Source organism: Pseudomonas sp. BAY1663, from assembly GCF_000582595.1.
GTDB classification, from domain to species: domain Bacteria; phylum Pseudomonadota; class Gammaproteobacteria; order Pseudomonadales; family Pseudomonadaceae; genus Stutzerimonas; species Stutzerimonas stutzeri_AF.
Window position 1 is genome coordinate 1 of the sequence record NZ_AZSV01000005.1, and the last position, 18,798, is coordinate 18,798.

Sequence of the window (18,798 nt, forward strand, 5' to 3'; positions counted from 1 at the left end):
CCAACTTCAGGGAAATACGCGCGAATGCCTTCTTGCCCGCTTGACAGACATGACTCACCCCGCAGCGGAATACAAAGCCGCGATCGACGACCTGACCATCCACCCGCACACTCCCAGCCCCCAGCAGGTCGCGTGCCATGGCGGCATTTTTAACGAGCCCCGCCTTATTAAGGACGGATGCGATTGGCATGTCCTGATCGGACACCAGTTCGACTTCCGGCAAATCTTCCGGCAGCTCGCCATCCTTCATTCGATTACCAGCCGAGCGATGCGCAGCTGCCGCCGCCTCCTCGCCATGGAAGCGCGCAACGATTTCTTCAGCCAGCTTGATCTTGATATCACGCGGATTCGCACCATGTGCGACGTCAACACGAAATGCATTGATCTCCTCGACGGAGCGGAAGCTGAGCAGCTCGAAGTAGCGCCACATCAGCGCATCGGGTATCGACACCAGCTTGCTATACATGACACCAGGCGCCTCCTGGATGCCGACGTAGTTGCCGAGGGACTTGGACATCTTCTTGACACCATCAAGGCCTTCAAGAAGCGGCATCGTAATCACGCACTGAGATTCCTGCCCGTACGCTCGCTGCAGCTCACGCCCCATCAGCAGGTTGAACTTCTGATCGGTGCCACCAAGCTCGATATCGGCCTTGAGCGCCACCGAGTCATATCCTTGGACCAGCGGATAAAGGAACTCGTGAATGGCGATCGGCTGGTTACTGGAGTAGCGCTTGCTGAAATCATCGCGCTCGAGCATGCGCGCAACGGTGTATTGCGAGGCGAGCCGGATGAAGTCGGCCGGCGTGAGCTTGTCCATCCAGGTCGAATTGAACGCCACCTCGGTCTTTGCCGGATCGAGAATCTTGAACACCTGGGCCTTGTAGGTCTCGGCATTCTCGAGTACCTGGTCACGCGTCAGGGGAGGCCTGGTAGCACTTTTGCCACTTGGATCACCAATCATCCCCGTGAAATCCCCTATAAGGAAGATCACCTGATGCCCCAGATCCTGAAGCTGGCGCATCTTGTTGATGAGCACGGTATGGCCCAAATGAAGGTCGGGAGCGGTAGGATCGAACCCCGCCTTGACACGCAAAGACTGGCCCCGCTTCAGCTTGGCGATCAATTCGGACTCGACGAGCACTTCATCAGCGCCCCGCTTGATCACCGACAACTGCTCTTCAACCGACTTCATGGCAAGTCCCGTACCGAAAATATTAAGGGCGACAACATTACAAGATCGCCGGCCATTTACAAACCACATGCCTGCAACCGGCCGGCAGATGAGCCATTTCGAGGGTTGCCTCCGCTAGGGTTTGCTTATATTTTAGACAGTTATTTCCGTGCCAAAACGCCAGAAGCCTAATGATGCACTCCAAATCAAAAGCTCCGAACTACCCCAAAAGCCATCTTCTGGCTGCCAGTGGTGTAGCCGCGCTGCTGAGCCTGGCTCTCCTCGTATTTCCCTCACGCGAAGTCGAAGCTAAGAAGACCTTTATCGACCTGAAGCTCGAGTCGGCATCGGAACAGATCTTCAGCGCACCCGATAGCAATTCGAGCGCCTCCGAGGATTCCCCTTTCGCACGCACCGGCGCGACCGGGAGCAACGCCGAGACCAACGATCAACGCACTCCGGAAGAAGCCATTGCCGAGGCGAAGGAAGCCGAGATCGATGCTCTATCGAAGACCGTCGTGGTAGCCAATGGAGATACGCTATCGACGGTATTTGCAAAGGTGGGCCTCCCGTCGTCGGAAGTCCATGCAGTGCTGGCAAGCAGCAAGGATGCCAAGCAATTCTCTCACCTGAAGATCGGCCAGACCCTGGAGTTCCAGCTTACCGACCAAGGAGAACTGGCCAGCCTGCGCAGTAAACTCAACAGCCTGGAAAGCCTGCAGCTCGAGAAGACCACAGACGGCTACGCATTCAAGAAGGAACAGATCAAGCCGGAGACCACCCCTGTCTATGCTCATGGCGAAATCGACAGCAGCCTGTTCCTCGCCGCGAAGCGCGCCGGCCTCAGCCATAACCTGACGATGGACCTGGCCAACGTCTTCGGTTACGACATCGACTTCGCGCTGGACATTCGCAGAGGCGACAGCTTCGAAGTCATTTATGAAGAGAAGACCGTCGAAGGCCGGCGCGTCGGAACCGGCAACATTCTCGCAGCGCGATTCACCAATCGCGGCAAGACGTATTCCGCCGTTCGCTACACCAACAAGGATGGCGCCACCAGCTATTACAATGCCGACGGTACCAGCATGCGCAAGGCGTTCATCCGGACGCCGGTAGACTTCGCCAGGATCAGCTCACGCTTTTCCAACGGACGCAAGCATCCGATCCTGAACAAGATCCGCGCGCACAAAGGCGTCGACTATGCAGCCCCCCGCGGAACGCCGATCAAGAGTGCTGGCGATGGCAAGGTCCTGCTCGCGGGCCGCAAGGGCGGCTACGGCAATACCGTGATCATCCAGCATGGTCAGCGCTACCGCACCCTCTATGCACACATGCAGGGTTTTGCGAAAGGTGTACGCAATGGTTCTGCAGTAAAGCAGGGCCAGATCATCGGTTATATCGGCACTACCGGGCTATCCACCGGGCCACACCTGCACTACGAATTCCAGGTCGACGGTGTGCATGTCGATCCCCTGGGACTCAAGCTCCCTATGGCTGACCCGATTGCCAAGAACGAGAAGCAGCGCTTTCTTCAGCTGAGCCAGCCCTTGATGGCGCGCATGGATGAAGAAAAAGCCACCATGCTTGCACTCAGCCAGCAGTAAACATGGCGCTCTATCTGGGAGTGATGTCGGGCACCAGCCTGGATGGCCTGGACATCGCGCTCATCGAGCAAGGCCCCTGCACCCGATTGCTGGCGACACTGTTCCAGCCGATGCCTGCCCAGCTTCGTCACGAGCTGCTGGCGCTATGCTCCTCGGGAAACGATGAACTCGCTCGTGCAGCCATCACCGAGCAGCGCTGGGCCGAACTGGCCGCCGACAGTATTCAGCGGCTGCTCAGTGAACAGCAGCTATCACCTCAAGCGGTGCGGGCCATTGGCAGTCACGGACAGACCGTGCGACACGAGCCACACCGGGGATTCACCATCCAGATCGGCAATCCGGCGCTATTGGCAGAACTGACCGGCATTACCGTCATCAGCGATTTTCGCCGCCGCGATGTAGCCGCCGGAGGCCAAGGCGCGCCATTGGTGCCCGCCTTTCACGAATCCGCATTTGGCTGCCATCAACAGGTTCGTGCGGTCCTTAATATTGGCGGATTCAGCAACCTCAGCCTTCTATCGCCCAGTACGCCCTCGCGTGGCTTTGACTGCGGCCCCGGTAACGTGCTCATGGACGCCTGGATCCAGCGCGAAAAGAATCTCCCGTTTGACCGGAACGGAGAATGGGCGGCAAGCGGCACGATCGACCAGGACTTACTGGCGGCGCTGCTCGGCGAAGACTTCTTCGCTACACGCGGACCAAAGAGCACGGGGCGCGAGCTATTCAACCTGCCATGGCTCGACGCTCATCTGGCCCGTCACAGCGGGTTGCGCCCGGAGGATGTGCAAGCGACATTGCTGGAGTTGACGGCCAAAACCATCAGCAACGCACTCCTCGAAGCTCAACCGCAGACCCAGGCACTGCTGGTGTGTGGCGGCGGCGCGCATAACAGCGCATTGATGCGACGCCTGCAGGCCTTGCTCCCGTCCTGCGAAGTCAGCAGCACCGACCGCCACGGCGTTCCTCCGGACTGGGTGGAGGCAATGGCTTTCGCCTGGCTCGCCCATTGTTGCCTCGAAGGCATTCCAGCCAATCGCCCTGCCGTTACCGGCGCTCGCGGCAGCCGAATCCTCGGGGCCATCTACCCTGCCTGACCTCTAAAAAAAACGCCGTGCAAGGCACGGCGCATGCGAATTGACGGGCGTTAGATGGAAAACGACTGTCCGCAACCGCAGGTCGTTGTCGCATTCGGATTCTTGATGACGAAACGAGAACCCTCCAGGCCCTCCTGGTAATCAACCTCGGCACCCGCCAGGTACTGGTAGCTCATGGGATCGACGACCAGGCTCACCCCCTCTCGCTCGATGACCGTATCGTCGTCCGCCACATCCTCATCGAAGGTGAAGCCGTACTGGAACCCCGAGCAACCGCCACCCGTGACGAAGACGCGCAGCTTCAAACGCGGGTTGCCTTCCTCATCGACCAGATTCTTCACCTTGCTCGCAGCCCCCTGACTGAACTGGATGGCGGTGGGCGTGAAGGATTCGACACTCATTGGGTTCTCCTGGCGTGAAACGCCCTACTGCTTTGACGATGCATTATCGGCTTTCCTGACAAAACTGGTCAACTATTCACCATAAGGGCTCGACCACTTCAGCAAAGCAGTGGTCGTCCCGGCCTGCAAACACAAGCGCCCCCCTCAGGGCAGCAGCGCCACGTTGCCAAGCCCCAGCCGCTCGTCCAGCCCCAGCAGGATATTCATATTCTGGATGGCCTGGCCGGACGCGCCTTTCACCAGATTGTCGATCACCGAGAGCACGACGACCAGTTCCCCGCCTTGAGGGCGGTGCACCGCAATACGGCAGACGTTGGCCCCCCGCACGCTGCGCGTCTCCGGATGGCTTCCAGCGGGCATCACGTCGACGAAAGGCTCGTTGGCATAGCGCTGCTCGTACAGGCGCTGCAAATCGACGGAAGTATCGGTAACCGTGGCGTACAGGGTGGCATGGATACCACGGATCATCGGCGTCAGGTGCGGGACGAAGGTCAGCCCCACCTCACCCTTGGCGGCACGCCGCAGTCCCTGGCTGATTTCCGGCAGGTGCCGATGCCCCTTCACCGCATAAGCCATCATGCTTTCGCCGGCCTCGGTGAACAGCGAGCCAAGCTTGGCCGCCCGCCCGGCGCCGCTGACACCCGATTTGCAGTCGGCGATCAGCCGCGAAGCATCGGCCAGACCGCTTTCCAGCAATGGCAGAAACCCCAGCTGGGTCGCCGTGGGGTAGCAACCGGGAACGGCGATCAGCCGAGCCTTGCGGATTTGTTCGCGATTGACTTCAGGCAACCCGTAGACCGCCTCCGGAAGCAGTTCGGGAGCACCGTGCGCCTGCCCATACCACTTCGCCCACTCCTCGGCATCCTGCAGGCGAAAATCGGCAGACAGGTCGATCACCCGCGTGCTGGCAGCCAGCAGTTCGCCGGCCAGCGCATGGGCGACGCCATGCGGGGTGGCGAAGAAGACCACGTCGCAGCCGCCCAGCGTGGCCACGTCAGGCACGCTGAAGGCGAGATCGTCATAGTGACCGCGCAGGTTCGGGTACATGTCGGTGACCTTCACCCCGTTCTCGGAACGCGAGGTGATCACCGCCACTTCGGCCTGGGGATGCTGGGCCAGCAGACGCAGCAATTCGACCCCGGTGTAGCCCGTGCCGCCGACGATACCGACCTTGACCATGACCTGCCCTCAACTGAACCCGTAAAGACGCCGATGATAAAGCCGCTTTGATCGTGGGCCAACCGCCAGGATGACCTGCGCCTCGACTGCCACTACTATCGACGCATTTGCCGACCAAGGATTCAATCGATGCTCTACCTCTGGCTCAAAGCGCTGCACATCATTGCCGTCGTCTGCTGGTTCGCCGGCCTGTTCTATCTGCCACGCCTGTTCGTCTATCACGCGATGAGCGAGGACCAGCCCAGCCGGGAGCGCTTCAAGATCATGGAACGCAAGCTTTATCGCGGCATCATGCTGCCGTCGATGATCGCCACGCTGGTGTTCGGCATCTGGATGATCCTGGTCAACCCTGGCCTGTTCAGCACCGGCGGCTGGCTGCATGCCAAGCTGGCCCTCGTCCTCCTGCTGATCGGCTATCACCACATGTGCGGTGCCCAGCTCAAACGCTTCGCCCGCGACGACAATACCCGCAGTCATGTGTTCTACCGCTGGTTCAACGAGATTCCGGTTCTTTTCCTGCTGGCGATCGTGATCCTCGTGGTGGTCAAACCGTTCTGAGAATCGGATCAACGCCGTTTTTTCCCGCGGGTCGACAAGGAAATCGTTACCCGCTTCGAAGGCCCGGCTGGCACTTCTTGTTTCGACCGGCCAGGCCCTCTACTCTTTGCCTTCCGACTCCTTGTGACATGGATGCCGCATGCAAGAAGCTCACTACAAGATCGTCTTCGATGGCGAACTGCTCCCCGGGATGCCGCTGGAAACCGTGAAGGCCAATCTGGCGAACCTGTTCAAGACCGACGCCGGCAAGATCGAGCGCTTATTCGGCGGCCAGGCGGCGGTCCTCAAGAGCAAACTCAACAGCGCTGAAGCCGACCGCTACCTCGGCGCTCTGCAGCGCGCCGGCGCCAAGGCATACAAGGAAGCCGAACACCCCGGCGTACCACTCAGCCTGGTGCAAACCGAAGAAGAGCAGGCTGCACAGCCGGCCGTATCGGCCATGGCACGCATGACATGCCCCAAGTGCGGCCATCTCCAGGACAAGTCCAGCGAGTGCCAGGCCTGCGGCATCATCATCGAGAAATACCTGGCGCGCCAGGCGCTGTCGGCCAACGCCCCGGCGACAAGCAAAGCCTTCAGCACACCGGCCTCACCCTATGCACCGCCGTCGGCATCTATCGGCGAAGCGCTACCCACCTATGGCGAACTCCGGCCTCTTTCCGTCACCGGTCGTATCGGCCGGCTGCGCTATCTGGGCTGGTCATTGGTAGTCATGGCCGCGGCGATGGGCCTGTTCGGCATTGCCGCGATCGTCATGGCGATATCCAGCACTGCCGGCCTGATCTGCATGGGCCTGATCGGCGTCGGCCTGCTGGTGGTCAGCGTGCAGATCGGCGTGCAGCGCCTGCATGACTTCGGCTGGTCCGGCTGGCTGATCCTGCTGAATCTGGTACCAGTCGTAGGCAGCCTCTTTCCGCTCGTCATGCTGCTGATGCCCGGCAATCGGCAAGTCAATCGCTACGGCTCACCGCCGCCACCCAACAGCCGATCGGTGAAGATCCTCGCAGCCCTCTGGCTGGTCGCGGTCCTCGGCGGCCTGGTAGCGGCATTGACCGTACCGGAACTGGTTCACCTACGCCAAGGCGCAGGCTTCTAGCCGTCCGGCCGGGCTATCCTAACCGGCCGGCACCGTGCGCCCATGGGCCCACTGCCGGAGCGCGGCCAGGCCCTCAGCCATCACCACGGAGAGCGGCGAGGTCGCCCGAATGCTCTCGAGCAGCATCGCCTGGTCGACCTGCCGCTGCCGGGCCTGCCCGGCGTAGACGGCACTCACCACCACCTGCTCGATCTCGGCGCCGGAGAAGCCTTCGCTGGCCTCGGCCAGCACCGCCAGCCCGAAATCCTCGGCCCGCAATTCTCGGCGCGCGAGATGGATGCGGAAGATTTCCGCCCGGGTTTCCAGGTCCGGCAGGTCGACGAAGAACAGCTCATCGAAACGCCCCTTGCGCAGCAGCTCCGGCGGCAGACGCTCGATCGCATTGGCGGTGGCGACCAGAAACACCGGCGCGGCACGTTCGGCCATCCAGGTCAGCAGCGTGCCCAGGACTCGCTGACTGACCCCGCCATCCATGTCGCCGGTCGCCAGGCCCTTTTCGATCTCGTCCATCCACAGCACGCACGGCGCCATCTGCTCGGCCAGTTTCAGCGCATCGCGCAGATTGCGCTCGGTCTCGCCGAAGTACTTGTTGTACAGGCAGGCGAAATCCAGCCGTAGCAGCGGCAGCCCCCACAGGCCCGCCACAGCCTTGGCCGCCAGGCTCTTGCCCCCACCCTGCACCCCGACCAGCATCACCCCCCGCGGCAGATCATCACCCTGCCCGCTCAGAAAGGCACCCTGGCGCTCGGCCAGCCAGCGCTTGAATTGCGCCAGCCCACCCACCTCGGCGAAGCGTGCCGTTTCGTACTCGAAACCAAGCACGCCATCGAGATCCAGCAACTGGAACTTGCTGCGGTTGAGCTCGGGAAGGTCTTCCTGGGTAATGGCTCCATCGTCGCAGATCACGTTACGCGCCAAGGCGCGTGCCTCGCATGACTCAGCCCGCGAAGATTCTTCACCACCTGCTGCAGGGTTCGATTGTCGGTACGCACCCGCGCGCCGCGATTGCGCTCGCTCCAGCGGGTCGCCTCGTCACGGACGATGGCGAGCAGTTCCTCCTCGGCTGGCAACGACAGGCTGAATCGCGCCGCATGCCGCTGCACTTCCGCAGGCAGCTTGAGCGCATGGGAGACCAGCACCACGGTCGGCGCCGACGGCGCTCCGCTCATGGCGATCTCCTTGAGCAGCCGGACCAACCGAGGCTCATCGAGAAACGGGTGCAAATCGCAGAAGACATAGAGATTAGCCCCCGGGTCGTGCTTGACCAGCTTGAGCGCGATTTCCGGGGTGCAGCTTTGCTCGCCGCCCTGCAGTTCGCCGCCGAAGGCCAGATGGCGCAGCCCCTCGGTCACGGACCATACGTAGAAGCCGAGCCCCTGCCTGACCGCAAGCCCGGTCAGCGTCTCCAGCACTCGCTGCTCGTCCCACGACTCGACCAGCACCAGCCTCACCCGGGACTCCAAGACCAGGCCCAGATCATGTATATCGTTCTTCACGCCACCTCCCTGTACAGGCTCACCCTGACGCCCTGTTACACTGTCTGACCGATCTCTCCCGGAGAACCGCCATGGACTGTCTGTTTTGCAAGATCGTGGCCGGGGACATTCCCGCGCGCAAGCTTTACGAAGACGACCAGATTATCGCCTTCCACGATATCGCCGCTCAGGCCCCCGTACACTTTCTGGTGATTCCGAAGAAGCACATCGCCACGCTGCACGACCTGAGCGAGGACGACGACAAGATACTGGCCGGGCACCTTCTTTTCACTGCCCAGCGCCTGGCCGAAGAGCAAGGCTGCCAGGACGGCTTCCGGGTGGTGATGAACTGCAACGACCTCGGCGGCCAGACGGTCTACCACATTCACATGCACGTACTCGGTCAACGCCAGATGCATTGGCCGCCAGGCTGATGGCGAGCCCGTTGACGCGACTCGCCAGCTCCCGACCTGCCCGGAGGACATATGCCCAGCCAACGCCATTACTCCCCAGCCGACCGCCTGCTGATGCAGGCCGATGCCGCGCTACGAACCCTGCTTCCGTTCAGCGGGCAGCCGGCCCGGCCGTCACCCGCCGTCCTGAAAAACGAGGCCGAGCTCAACGACAGCGAAACCCGCCATGTCGCCGGCCTGATGCGCATCAACCATACCGGCGAGGTCTGTGCCCAGGCGCTGTACCAGGGCCAGGCCCTCACCGCCCGGCTGCCGCAGGTGCGCCAGGCCATGGAGCAGGCCGCCGACGAGGAGGTCGATCACCTGGCCTGGTGCGAGCAGCGGATCCGCCAACTGGGTAGCCACACCAGCGTGCTCAACCCCCTGTTCTACGGGCTATCGTTCGGCATAGGTGCTTCCGCAGGCCTGATCAGCGACCGCATCAGCCTGGGCTTCGTCGCCGCGACCGAAGATCAGGTCTGCAAGCATCTGGACGACCATCTGGGCCAGCTGCCGGCGAACGACGAGAAATCCCGTGCGATCCTGCAGCAAATGCGCGAGGACGAAGCACAGCATGCCACCAGCGCACTGGAGGCTGGCGGCCTGCGCTTCCCGGCGCCGGTCAAGTTCGGCATGAGCCTGGTTTCCAAGGTGATGACCAAGGCCACCTACCGGATCTGAGGCGAGCAGCACCCAAGGAAAAAGGGCGCCGAAGTGCCCTTTTTCCTTTACGGCGCGTTACGCCTGCCCGGGCATGTTGCGGGCGTAGAAGATTTCCAGCATCTCGTGGCGCAGGCGGTCTTCGACCTGCTTGCGCTGCTCCGCTGAAAGATTGCGGGTCGCGTCGCCGAACAGGTAGTTCTCCAGCGCGAAGTGCTTGAGCAGCATCTTGGTGTGGAACAGATTCTCCTGATACACATTCACGTCGGTCATCTGATAAGCCGAACGGGTGTCTTCGGAAAGGTAGTTCTGGATCGAGTTGATCGCATGATCGATGAAGTGCTTCTTGCCCTCGACATCGCGCGTGAAGCCACGCACGCGGTAATCCACGGTGACGATATCCGAATCGAACTGATGGATCAGATAGTTGAGTGCCTTCAACGGTGAAATCACGCCGCAGGTCGACACATCGATGTCCACGCGAAAGGTGGCGATACCCTCCACCGGGTGGATTTCCGGATAGGTATGGACCGTGATATGGCTCTTGTCGAGGTGCGCCAGGATGGTCTCCGGCAGCGGCCCCGGAGATTCCTCGATCTGGCTGTCGGTCGGCGTCACCGGCTGCTCGGAGATCAGGATCGTCACGCTGGCGCCTTGCGGCTCGTAATCCTGGCGGGCAATGTTCAGAATGTTGGCACCAATGATGTCGACAACATCGGTCAGAATCTGGGTAAGCCGCTCGGCGTCGTACTCTTCATCGATGTACTGCACGTAGGCCTGTTGATCTTCAGGCGTCTCGGCATAGCAGATGTCATAAATGTTGAAGCTCAAGGTCTTGGTCAGGTTGTTGAACCCGTGGAGCTTGAGTTTGCTTTTCACCATTGGGAAGCACTCCCTTGTTGCGGCACTACCGCGTGATGAGCATGCCCGTCAGATGCCGAGGCACCTGCGTAGGACGGAAAACACCTCTTCGCACCGGCGATTTATGGTTTTTGCGGATTGAATGAAACGACCCGAGCAAATCGGGGCGCGCATTATGCAGAACGTGTGGCGTCGATACCCGCGTTCGCCACCTCTTATGGACGTAAACGCGGACACACGAAGCAGAAGAGCGGGAACGCGAGTCAGCCGAGCTCGACGATCTCGTACGCATGCGTGATTTCGACCCCGGCCCGGCCCAGCATGATCGAAGCCGAGCAGTACTTCTCCGCCGACAGTTCTACCGCACGCTTGACCTGGGCCTCCTTCAGGCCGCGGCCTTTTACCACGAAGCGCAGGTGAATCCGGGTGAACACCTTGGGATCTTCGCTGGCGCGCTCCGCCTCAACGAAAGCCTCACAGCTTTCCACCGCCTGGCGGGACTTCTTCAGGATGCTCACCACATCGAAATTGCTGCAGCCGCCGAGCCCCAGGAGCAGCATTTCCATCGGCCGCACGCCGAGGTTGCGCCCACCATTTTCAGGTGGCCCATCCATCACCACCGCATGACCGCTGCCCGACTCGCCGACGAACATGGCGCCGTCGACCCATTGAATGCGCGCTTTCATCGCCAACTCCATAAAAACGGGGCCGATAGCTTAACATGCGCGCCTGGATAGCCGACGACAGCACACGCGACTAAAGGTGCCCTTGACCATCTCGTTTCCATTGTCGCAACGTGTTGCCGGTCTACCTACGTCTGTTAAGCTGACGCCAGCTAAATGACAGCGACATAAGCGACATATAAGAAGAATCAGCCTTAATTGAGTACTTATCCGGGACCCACAGCATGGTAGCTATCACACTTACGCCCAAGATAAAGAACATCGACAAGTTGCTCGCGCATTGCCATAGGCGCCGCTACACCGCCAAAAGCACGATCATCTATGCCGGCGACCGTTGCGAGTCCTTGTTCTTCATCGTCAAAGGCTCGGTCACCATTCTCATCGAGGACGATGACGGGCGCGAAATGATCATCGCCTACCTCAACGCGGGCGACTTCTTCGGGGAGATGGGACTTTTCGAAAAGGAAGGCGCCGAAAAGGAACGCAGCGCCTGGGTGCGCGCCAAGACCGAATGCGAAGTCGCGGAGCTGAGCTACGCGAAGTTCCGCGAACTGACCCAACAGGACCCTGACATCCTCTATGCCCTCGGCAGCCAGATGGCCGAGCGCCTGCGCAACACCACGCGCAAGGTCGGCGACCTGGCCTTCCTCGATGTCACCGGCCGCGTCGCCCGCACGTTGCTGGACCTGTGCAAGCAGCCGGATGCCATGACCCATCCCGATGGCATGCAGATCAAGATCACCCGCCAGGAGATCGGCCGCATCGTCGGCTGCTCCCGCGAGATGGTCGGCCGCGTGCTCAAGAGCCTGGAGTCCCAGGGCCTGGTCTACGTCAAGGGCAAGACCATGGTGGTGTTCGGCACACGCTGAACGCCCCGACTACCGCTGCCTGCAGGCGCAGGCAGCGGCGGCCCCGTCACTCCGGATCGGCCGCCACGGTGCGGCTGCGCGCGCGCTCGGGGAAGAACAGCCGCTGCAACTCCACCCCTGGCTGCTCGGCACGCATGAAGGCTTCACCGACCAGGAATGCGTAGACCTGGTTGATCTCCATCAGCTCGACATCGGCACGATTGAGGATGCCGCTCTCGGTTATCACCAGGCGGTCCTGCGGAATTCGCGGCAGCAGGTCCAGAGTGGTTTCCAGGCTGACCTCGAAGGTATGCAGGTTGCGATTGTTGATGCCCACCAGCGGCGTATCCAGGCTCAGCGCCCGCTCCAGCTCGTCACCGTCGTGAACCTCGACCAGCACGTCCAGCCCCTGCTCCTTGGCCACAGCGGCGAGTTCGTGCATACGCGCATCGTCCAGCGCGGCGACGATCAGCAGGATGCAGTCGGCGCCCAACGCCCGCGCCTCGACCACCTGGTAGGGGTCGATCATGAAATCCTTGCGGATCACCGGCAACGAGCAGGCCGCCCGGGCCTGCTGCAGGTAGGCGTCGGCGCCCTGGAAGAAGTCGATATCGGTCAGCACCGACAGGCAGGTGGCGCCGCCGGCCTCGTAGCTGGCAGCGATCTCGGCCGGATGGAAGGGATCGCGGATCACACCCTTGCTCGGCGAAGCCTTCTTCACCTCGGCGATCACCGCCGCCTCCTTGCTGCGCACGCGCTGCTCGAGCGCTTTGGCAAAGCCGCGCAGCGGGTCGGCGACGGCCGCGCGCTGCTCCAGCTCCGCCAGGCCGACATGGCTGCGGCGCTCGGCTACTTCCTCGCGCTTGCGCGCGATGATCTTCTCCAACACGGTCGGCACGCTCATTGCTGGCTCTCCTGCTTGAACACGGCGGTGAATGACACCAGCTCTTCCAGCTTGTCCCGGGCGAGGCCGGTACACAGGGCGTCATGCGCCATTTCGACCCCTTGCTTGAGGCTCACCGCCACGTCGGCGGCATACAGTGCGGCGCCGGCATTGAGCACGATCATCTCGGCGGCCTTCTGGCCATTCTCGGTCTGCCGCCGCCCCAGCGCATCGCGGATCAGCGCCAGCGAGCCCTGCGCATCCTCCACGTTGAGCCCGATCAGGCTCTGGCTCTTGATGCCGAAGTCCTCCGGCTGAATGCTGTATTCGCGGATTTCGCCGTCTTTCAATTCCGCCACGAACGTCGGCGCCGCCAGGCTGATCTCGTCCAGCCCATCCTGCGCGTGCACCACCAGCACATGCTTGCTGCCCAGCCGCGCCAGCACTTCGGCCATCGGCCGGCACAGCGCCTTGCTGAACACGCCGAGCACCTGATGCTTGACCCCGGCCGGGTTGGCCATCGGCCCGAGAATGTTGAACAGGGTACGCAGGCCCAGCTCGCGCCGTGGCCCGGCGGCGAACTTCATTGCGCCATGATGAGCCGGCGCGAACATGAAGCCGACCCCGACGGTATCGACGCTGCGCGCCACCTGCGGCGGCGTCAGCGCCAGATAGACTCCGGCCGCCTCGAGCAGGTCGGCGCTACCGCTCTTGCCGGAAACCGCCCGGTTGCCGTGCTTGGCCACCTTGCCGCCGGCCGCCGCCACCACGAACGACGCGGCGGTGGAAACATTGAAGATGTTCATCCCGTCGCCGCCGGTCCCGCAGGTGTCGACCAGCTTGTCGGTGTCGAACGGCACCGGCTCGGCCAGCTCGCGCATCACCTGCACGGCACCGACAATCTCGTCGATGGTCTCGCTCTTCATGCGCATGCCCATGAGGAAGGCGCCGACCTGGGCGTCGGTGCACTGCCCGGTCATGATCTGGCGCATGACCGCCTGCATCTCTTCGGTCGTCAGGTCCAGCTGGGCGACGATGCGGTTGAGGGCCTCCTTGATATCCATCAGCGCACACCTCCGGTCTGCTTCAGAAAATTGGCGAACAGCTCGTGGCCCTGCTCGGTGAGGATCGATTCGGGGTGGAACTGCACGCCCTCGACATTCAGCGTCTTGTGCCGCAGGCCCATGATCTCGTCGACCGAGCCATCTTCCAGACGGGTCCAGGCGGTGATCTCCAGGCAGTCGGGCAGGGTTTCGCGCTTGACCACCAGCGAGTGGTAGCGGGTGACGGTGAGTGGATTGTTCAGCCCGGCGAACACACCCTGATCGTGGTGGAACACGGGACTGGTCTTGCCGTGCATCACCTGGCGCGCGCGCACCACATCGCCGCCGAAGGCCTGGCCGATGCTCTGGTGGCCCAGGCAGACGCCGAGGATCGGCAGCTTGCCGGCGAAATGGCGGATCAGCTCCAGCGACACGCCCGCCTCGTTCGGCGTGCAGGGGCCCGGCGACACCACGATGCGCTCCGGCTGCAGCGCCTCGATCTCGGCCACGCTGAGCTCGTCGTTACGCACCACCTTGACGTCCGCGCCCAACTCGCCGAGGTACTGCACCACGTTGTAGGTGAAGGAATCGTAGTTATCCAGCATCAGCAGCATGATCAGTTCTCCTGCTCGTCGCGCTCGGCGAGGGCCACCGCGCGAAACATGGCGCGGCGTTTGTTCAGCGTTTCTTCCCATTCGAGCGCCGGCTGCGAGTCGGCGACGATGCCGGCGCCGGCCTGCACGTGCAGCTCGCCGTCCTTGATCACCGCGGTGCGGATGGCAATGGCGGTGTCCATGTTGCCGTTCCAGGCCAGGTAACCCACGGCGCCGCCGTAGACGCCGCGCTTGACCGGCTCCAGCTCGTCGATGATCTCCATGGCGCGGATCTTCGGTGCGCCGGACAGGGTGCCCGCCGGCAGGATCGCACGCAGCGCATCCATGGCCGACAGCGGCGCCTTCAACTGGCCGGTGACGTTGGAGACGATATGCATGACGTTCGAATAGCGCTCGATGACCATCTTCTCGGTGACCTTGACCGAGCCGGTCTCGGCCACGCGGCCGACGTCGTTGCGCCCCAGGTCGATCAGCATCAGGTGTTCGGCCAGTTCCTTGGTGTCCGACAGCAGGTCCTGCTCCAGCGCCAGGTCGGCCTCTTCGCTGGCGCCACGCGGGCGAGTGCCGGCGATCGGCCGTACGGTGACCAGGCCGTCCTCGACCCGCACCAGCACCTCCGGCGACGAGCCCACTACGTGGAAATCGCCGAAATTGAAGAAGTACATGTAGGGCGTCGGGTTGAAGCAGCGCAGCGCCCGGTAGAGGTCGATGGGTGCCGCGCGGAACGGGATGGACATGCGCTGCGAGATAACCACCTGCATGCAGTCGCCGGCGAGGATGTAGTCCTTGATACGGCGCACCGCCTGCTCGAAATCCGCATGGCTGAAACTGGAACGGAAGGCCGGCTCGGCCCCCGGCCCGGCCTCGAAATCCAGCCCCAGGCGCGGCGTGATGGATTGCCGCAGGCGCTGGCGCAGCTGACGCAGGTAGGCCTGGCCTTCTTCGTAGGCATTCTCCGCCGCGGGATCGACCAGCACGATGCAATGCAGCTTGCCGGCCAGGTTGTCGAACACCACCAGCGCATCGGAGACCATCAGCAGGATGTCCGGCGTGCCCAGCGGATCGGGATTGGGGCAGTGGGCCAGCTTGCGCTCGACGTAGCGCACGCTGTCGTAGCCGAAATAGCCCACCAACCCGCCGTTGAAGCGCGGCAGCCCGGCCACCGGGGCGACGCGGTAGCGCTGCTTGAAGGCCTCGACGAAAGCCAGCGGATCGTCGGCTTCGCAGCGTTCCGTCTCGACGCCATCCACCGTGACGCGCACCTGGTGGTCATGCACCCGCAGCACGGTGCGGCACGGCAGGCCGATGATCGAGTAGCGCCCCCACTTCTCGCCGCCCTGCACGGACTCCAGCAGATAGGTGTTGGGCGCATCGGCCAGCTTCAGGTAGAGCGACAGCGGCGTATCGAAATCGGCCAGCGTTTCGAACGACAGCGGGATGCGGTTATGGCCTTCAGCGGCCAGGCGCAGGAATTCTTCGCGGGTCATGTCAGCCTCGTGGTCTGAGGAGGGGACGAACAAAAAAGGGCAAACGTACCGGCGGCGCCGGCAGGAAAAAGTCAGGCGCGCCAGCGCCAGCGGGCCAGGGCCTTGATGACTTTCATCCATTGTTTGCGGGTAATCACCACGAGCTGATCTCTTCGGCGGGGCAAAAAGAGTCCGGTCACACTAGCGCAGCCCCGAATCCGAAGCAACCAGCAGACGCAGGTCATCCAGCACCAGTTCCGGCGCCTCCTCGGCGATCGGCCGGCCGTGGTTGTAGCCATAGCTGACCGCGACACAACGCACCCCGGCCGCGTGCGCGGCCTGCACGTCGTTGCGCGAGTCGCCGATGAACAACGACGCGGCCGCGCTGGCCCCGGCCTTGTCCATCACCCAGAACAGCGCCGCCGGATCGGGCTTCTGCTGGGGCAGCGTATCGCCCCCGACCAGCCAGCCAAAATAGCCACCCAGGTCCTTTTCCACGAGCAGCGGGGCGACGAACTGCGCCGGCTTGTTGGTAATCACCGCCAGGCCCACCTGCCGCGCAGCGAGCCAGTCCAGGCATTCGCGCACGCCCGGATAGACGCGGGTGAGGGCATGGCCGCCGGCGTAGGCCTGCATGAACAGCGCCAACGCCAACTCGGTCTCGCCCTCGTCGACGCCGGCGTGCTCGTACTGCCCGGCCAAGGCGCGGCGTACCAGGACCCGCGAGCCGTTGCCGACCCAGTCGCGCACGCGCTCGATCCCGGCCGGCGCGCGCCCCAGTTGCAGCAGCATGCTGTCCACGGCGGCGGCCAGGTCCGGCACGGAATCCATCAGCGTGCCGTCCAGGTCGAACATCACCAGGCGCGGCAGAGCGCCCTCGAACAGCCGCTCCAGCGCCGTCATGGACGTACCCGGGCCAGCTCGCTGCGCATGCTGTCGATCACCGTCTTGTAGTCGGGCTGGCCGAAGATCGCCGAGCCAGCGACGAAGGTATCGGCGCCAGCCGCGGCGATCTCGCCGATGTTCCCGGCGTTCACCCCACCGTCGATCTCCAGGCGGATGTCGCGACCGCTGGCGTCGATCAGCGCGCGCGCCTCGCGCAGCTTGGCGAGGGTGCCGGGAATGAATTTCTGCCCGCCGAAGCCCGGGTTGACGCTCATCAGCAGCACCATGTCGACCTTGTCCATGACGTACTTCAGAACGTCCAGCGGCGTCGCCGGGTTGAACACCAGGCCGGCCTTGGCGCCGCCGTCGCGGATCAGCTGCAGCGAGCGATCGATGTGCTCGGAGGCCTCGGGATGGAAGGTGATGTAGCTGGCGCCGGCCTCGAGAAAGTCGCCGATGATGCGGTCCACCGGCTTGACCATCAGGTGCACGTCGATCGGCGCGCCGATGCCGTACTTGCGCAGTGCCGCGCAGACCATCGGGCCGATGGTCAGGTTGGGCACGTAGTGGTTGTCCATCACGTCGAAGTGGACGATATCCGCGCCGGCGGCGAGGACCTTGTCGACCTCTTCGCCCAGGCGGGCGAAGTCGGCGGAGAGGATGGACGGGGCGATGGCGAACGGCTGCATGACGCACCTCTGGCGGCGTAAAACACGAGCCGGCTAGTGTAACCGAGCCCGGCCCGGGGCGGGGCGACGTCTGGCCAGATACGCCGGCGGCGGCTAGGCTGGCGATCTGCCAAGGAGTCCATCGATGACGTTGAAGATGCTGGTTGGCGCGCTGGCGCTGCTCGTGCCACTCGGCACCTGGGCCGAAGAGAACGCAACGCCGACCGAGCCCGAGACACCACCCGCCGCGCCCGTTGCCCTGCGTCCGGCACTGGCCGAGCGCAGCACCCTGGAAGCCGAAGAGCTGGCGCGCCTGCTGCCACAACAGGCGGTGCGGCTGCAGGCCGGCGACGAACGTTTCGTCGCGCTCCACCTGCCCGCCAACGACGGCCAGCCCAAGGGCCTGGTGATCCTGCTGCCTGACACCGGCGAGAATGCCGACTGGCCGAGCGCCATCGGCCCGCTGCGCCGGCGCCTGCCGGATGCCGGCTGGCACACCCTCAGCCTGAGCCTGCCGGATGCCGACGAGCCGCTGTTCAGTCGCACGAGCGCAGCCGAAGCGGCGCCCGAATCCGCGCCACCAGCGGATAGCGAAGCAGACGACGCAACGAAAAATCGCCCGGACGACCCGCCGAGCGAAGCCGGCTATCTGCCGGCCGAAACAGCGCCCCCGCTCGACGAAGAAAGCGAGCCGGCTGCCGAGCCCGAACCGGCAACAGCCGCACCCAGCCAGGCCGAGCGGATCCGTGCACGTATCGACAGCGCGCTGGCCTTCGCCCGCCAGCAGAACGCCGCGACCATCGTCCTGCTGGGGCACGGCAGCGGCGCCTACTGGGCGGCCCGCTATCTTCAGCAGCAGGCGCCGGCGGATGTCCGGCACCTGCTGCTGGTGCAGGTTCGCACGCCGGCGGATCAGGAGCCCTCGCTGGAGCGCTTGCTCGGCGAACTCCGACTGGCCACCGGCGACTTCTATTTCGAGGATCGCGACGCCACTCGCGCAGCCGCCCGAGAACGGCTCAACACGAGCCGCCGGCTACGTCATCCGGACTACAGCCAGGTCGCCCTGCAAGTGTTGCCGGCTGACCGCGCCAGCGAACAGGAACAGCTCTACCGGCGCATCCGCGGCTGGCTGACGAGACATCCCTGAGCAATCG

The 18,798-nt window shown here is 63.3% G+C and carries 19 protein-coding genes and 1 pseudogene; 8 read left to right on the plus strand and 12 right to left on the minus strand.

Features of this window, described 5'->3' with window-relative positions:
* Window positions 1-1,195, minus strand: a 1,195-nt coding sequence (gene tyrS / locus BAY1663_RS02655; RefSeq protein WP_037037779.1) for a tyrosine--tRNA ligase, incomplete at its 3' end; no start/stop codon positions are given.
* Between the two features lie 170 nt (window positions 1,196-1,365).
* Between tyrS and BAY1663_RS02660 the strand changes: the two genes are divergently transcribed.
* Together BAY1663_RS02660 and BAY1663_RS02665 are read left to right on the plus strand one after the other, a co-directional pair.
* Complete coding sequence (locus tag BAY1663_RS02660) at window positions 1,366-2,778, plus strand: peptidoglycan DD-metalloendopeptidase family protein (protein ID WP_128576050.1); 1,413 nt, start codon at window positions 1,366-1,368, stop codon at window positions 2,776-2,778.
* Window positions 2,779-2,780: 2 nt separating this feature from the next.
* On the plus strand, window positions 2,781-3,872 hold the full coding sequence (locus BAY1663_RS02665) for an anhydro-N-acetylmuramic acid kinase (protein ID WP_037037780.1): 1,092 nt from the start codon (window positions 2,781-2,783) through the stop codon (window positions 3,870-3,872).
* Between the two features lie 50 nt (window positions 3,873-3,922).
* Here BAY1663_RS02665 and erpA read toward each other — a convergent pair whose 3' ends face one another.
* Complete coding sequence (gene erpA, locus BAY1663_RS02670; protein ID WP_037037781.1) at window positions 3,923-4,273, minus strand: iron-sulfur cluster insertion protein ErpA; 351 nt, start codon at window positions 4,271-4,273, stop codon at window positions 3,923-3,925.
* 144 nt (window positions 4,274-4,417) lie between these two features.
* A complete protein-coding gene (gene argC, locus BAY1663_RS02675; protein WP_037037782.1) occupies window positions 4,418-5,452 on the minus strand; it encodes an N-acetyl-gamma-glutamyl-phosphate reductase in 1,035 nt (344 codons plus the stop codon).
* A gap of 129 nt (window positions 5,453-5,581) precedes the next feature.
* Between argC and hemJ the strand changes: the two genes are divergently transcribed.
* Window positions 5,582-6,010: a protoporphyrinogen oxidase HemJ gene (gene hemJ / locus BAY1663_RS02680; protein WP_037037784.1), complete on the plus strand. Its 429-nt coding sequence runs from the start codon at window positions 5,582-5,584 to the stop codon at window positions 6,008-6,010.
* 139 nt (window positions 6,011-6,149) lie between these two features.
* On the plus strand, window positions 6,150-7,106 hold the full coding sequence (locus tag BAY1663_RS02685; RefSeq protein ID WP_037037785.1) for a DUF805 domain-containing protein: 957 nt from the start codon (window positions 6,150-6,152) through the stop codon (window positions 7,104-7,106).
* 18 nt (window positions 7,107-7,124) lie between these two features.
* Here the strand turns inward: BAY1663_RS02685 and BAY1663_RS02690 are convergent.
* A pseudogene (locus BAY1663_RS02690) lies at window positions 7,125-8,602 on the minus strand (AAA family ATPase).
* A gap of 71 nt (window positions 8,603-8,673) precedes the next feature.
* Between BAY1663_RS02690 and BAY1663_RS02695 the strand changes: the two are divergent.
* Both BAY1663_RS02695 and coq7 read left to right on the plus strand, forming a co-directional pair.
* Window positions 8,674-9,015 carry a histidine triad nucleotide-binding protein gene (locus BAY1663_RS02695; protein ID WP_037037787.1) on the plus strand — a complete coding sequence of 114 codons (342 nt, stop codon included), beginning with the start codon at window positions 8,674-8,676 and terminating at the stop codon, window positions 9,013-9,015.
* 51 nt (window positions 9,016-9,066) lie between these two features.
* Window positions 9,067-9,714: a 2-polyprenyl-3-methyl-6-methoxy-1,4-benzoquinone monooxygenase gene (gene coq7, locus BAY1663_RS02700; RefSeq protein ID WP_037037789.1), complete on the plus strand. Its 648-nt coding sequence runs from the start codon at window positions 9,067-9,069 to the stop codon at window positions 9,712-9,714.
* Between the two features lie 57 nt (window positions 9,715-9,771).
* Here coq7 and speD read toward each other — a convergent pair whose 3' ends face one another.
* Entirely contained in the window at window positions 9,772-10,572 is an 801-nt protein-coding gene (gene speD / locus BAY1663_RS02705; protein WP_037037890.1) for an adenosylmethionine decarboxylase, read from the minus strand.
* A gap of 245 nt (window positions 10,573-10,817) precedes the next feature.
* A complete protein-coding gene (locus BAY1663_RS02710; protein ID WP_037037791.1) occupies window positions 10,818-11,240 on the minus strand; it encodes an OsmC family protein in 423 nt (140 codons plus the stop codon).
* 221 nt (window positions 11,241-11,461) lie between these two features.
* On the opposite strand from BAY1663_RS02710, the gene crp reads away from it, so the two are divergent.
* Window positions 11,462-12,106 (plus strand): cAMP-activated global transcriptional regulator CRP, encoded by a 645-nt coding sequence (gene crp / locus BAY1663_RS02715; protein WP_037037793.1) that lies wholly within the window; start codon window positions 11,462-11,464, stop codon window positions 12,104-12,106.
* Window positions 12,107-12,152: 46 nt separating this feature from the next.
* Here crp and trpC read toward each other — a convergent pair whose 3' ends face one another.
* The 6 genes from trpC to rpe all read right to left on the minus strand — a co-directional run bounded on the left by trpC (window position 12,153) and on the right by rpe (window position 17,665).
* Window positions 12,153-12,989 carry an indole-3-glycerol phosphate synthase TrpC gene (trpC, locus tag BAY1663_RS02720; protein ID WP_037037795.1) on the minus strand — a complete coding sequence of 279 codons (837 nt, stop codon included), beginning with the start codon at window positions 12,987-12,989 and terminating at the stop codon, window positions 12,153-12,155.
* Complete coding sequence (gene trpD, locus BAY1663_RS02725; protein WP_037037797.1) at window positions 12,986-14,032, minus strand: anthranilate phosphoribosyltransferase; 1,047 nt, start codon at window positions 14,030-14,032, stop codon at window positions 12,986-12,988. Before trpD ends, trpC begins: the two co-directional genes overlap by 4 nt.
* Window positions 14,032-14,625, minus strand: a complete 594-nt coding sequence (locus tag BAY1663_RS02730; RefSeq protein ID WP_037037799.1) for an aminodeoxychorismate/anthranilate synthase component II — start codon at window positions 14,623-14,625, stop codon at window positions 14,032-14,034. The genes trpD and BAY1663_RS02730 overlap by 1 nt, the downstream gene beginning before the upstream one ends.
* A 2-nt stretch (window positions 14,626-14,627) precedes the next feature.
* Entirely contained in the window at window positions 14,628-16,112 is a 1,485-nt protein-coding gene (gene trpE / locus BAY1663_RS02735) for an anthranilate synthase component I (protein WP_037037801.1), read from the minus strand.
* A 180-nt stretch (window positions 16,113-16,292) separates the two neighbouring features.
* Window positions 16,293-16,994, minus strand: a complete 702-nt coding sequence (locus BAY1663_RS02740; protein WP_037037803.1) for a phosphoglycolate phosphatase — start codon at window positions 16,992-16,994, stop codon at window positions 16,293-16,295.
* Window positions 16,991-17,665: a ribulose-phosphate 3-epimerase gene (gene rpe / locus BAY1663_RS02745; RefSeq protein WP_037037805.1), complete on the minus strand. Its 675-nt coding sequence runs from the start codon at window positions 17,663-17,665 to the stop codon at window positions 16,991-16,993. Before rpe ends, BAY1663_RS02740 begins: the two co-directional genes overlap by 4 nt.
* Window positions 17,666-17,789: 124 nt before the next feature.
* On the opposite strand from rpe, the gene BAY1663_RS02750 reads away from it, so the two are divergent.
* Complete coding sequence (locus BAY1663_RS02750; RefSeq protein ID WP_037037807.1) at window positions 17,790-18,791, plus strand: alpha/beta hydrolase family protein; 1,002 nt, start codon at window positions 17,790-17,792, stop codon at window positions 18,789-18,791.
* Window positions 18,792-18,798 lie beyond the last annotated feature (7 nt).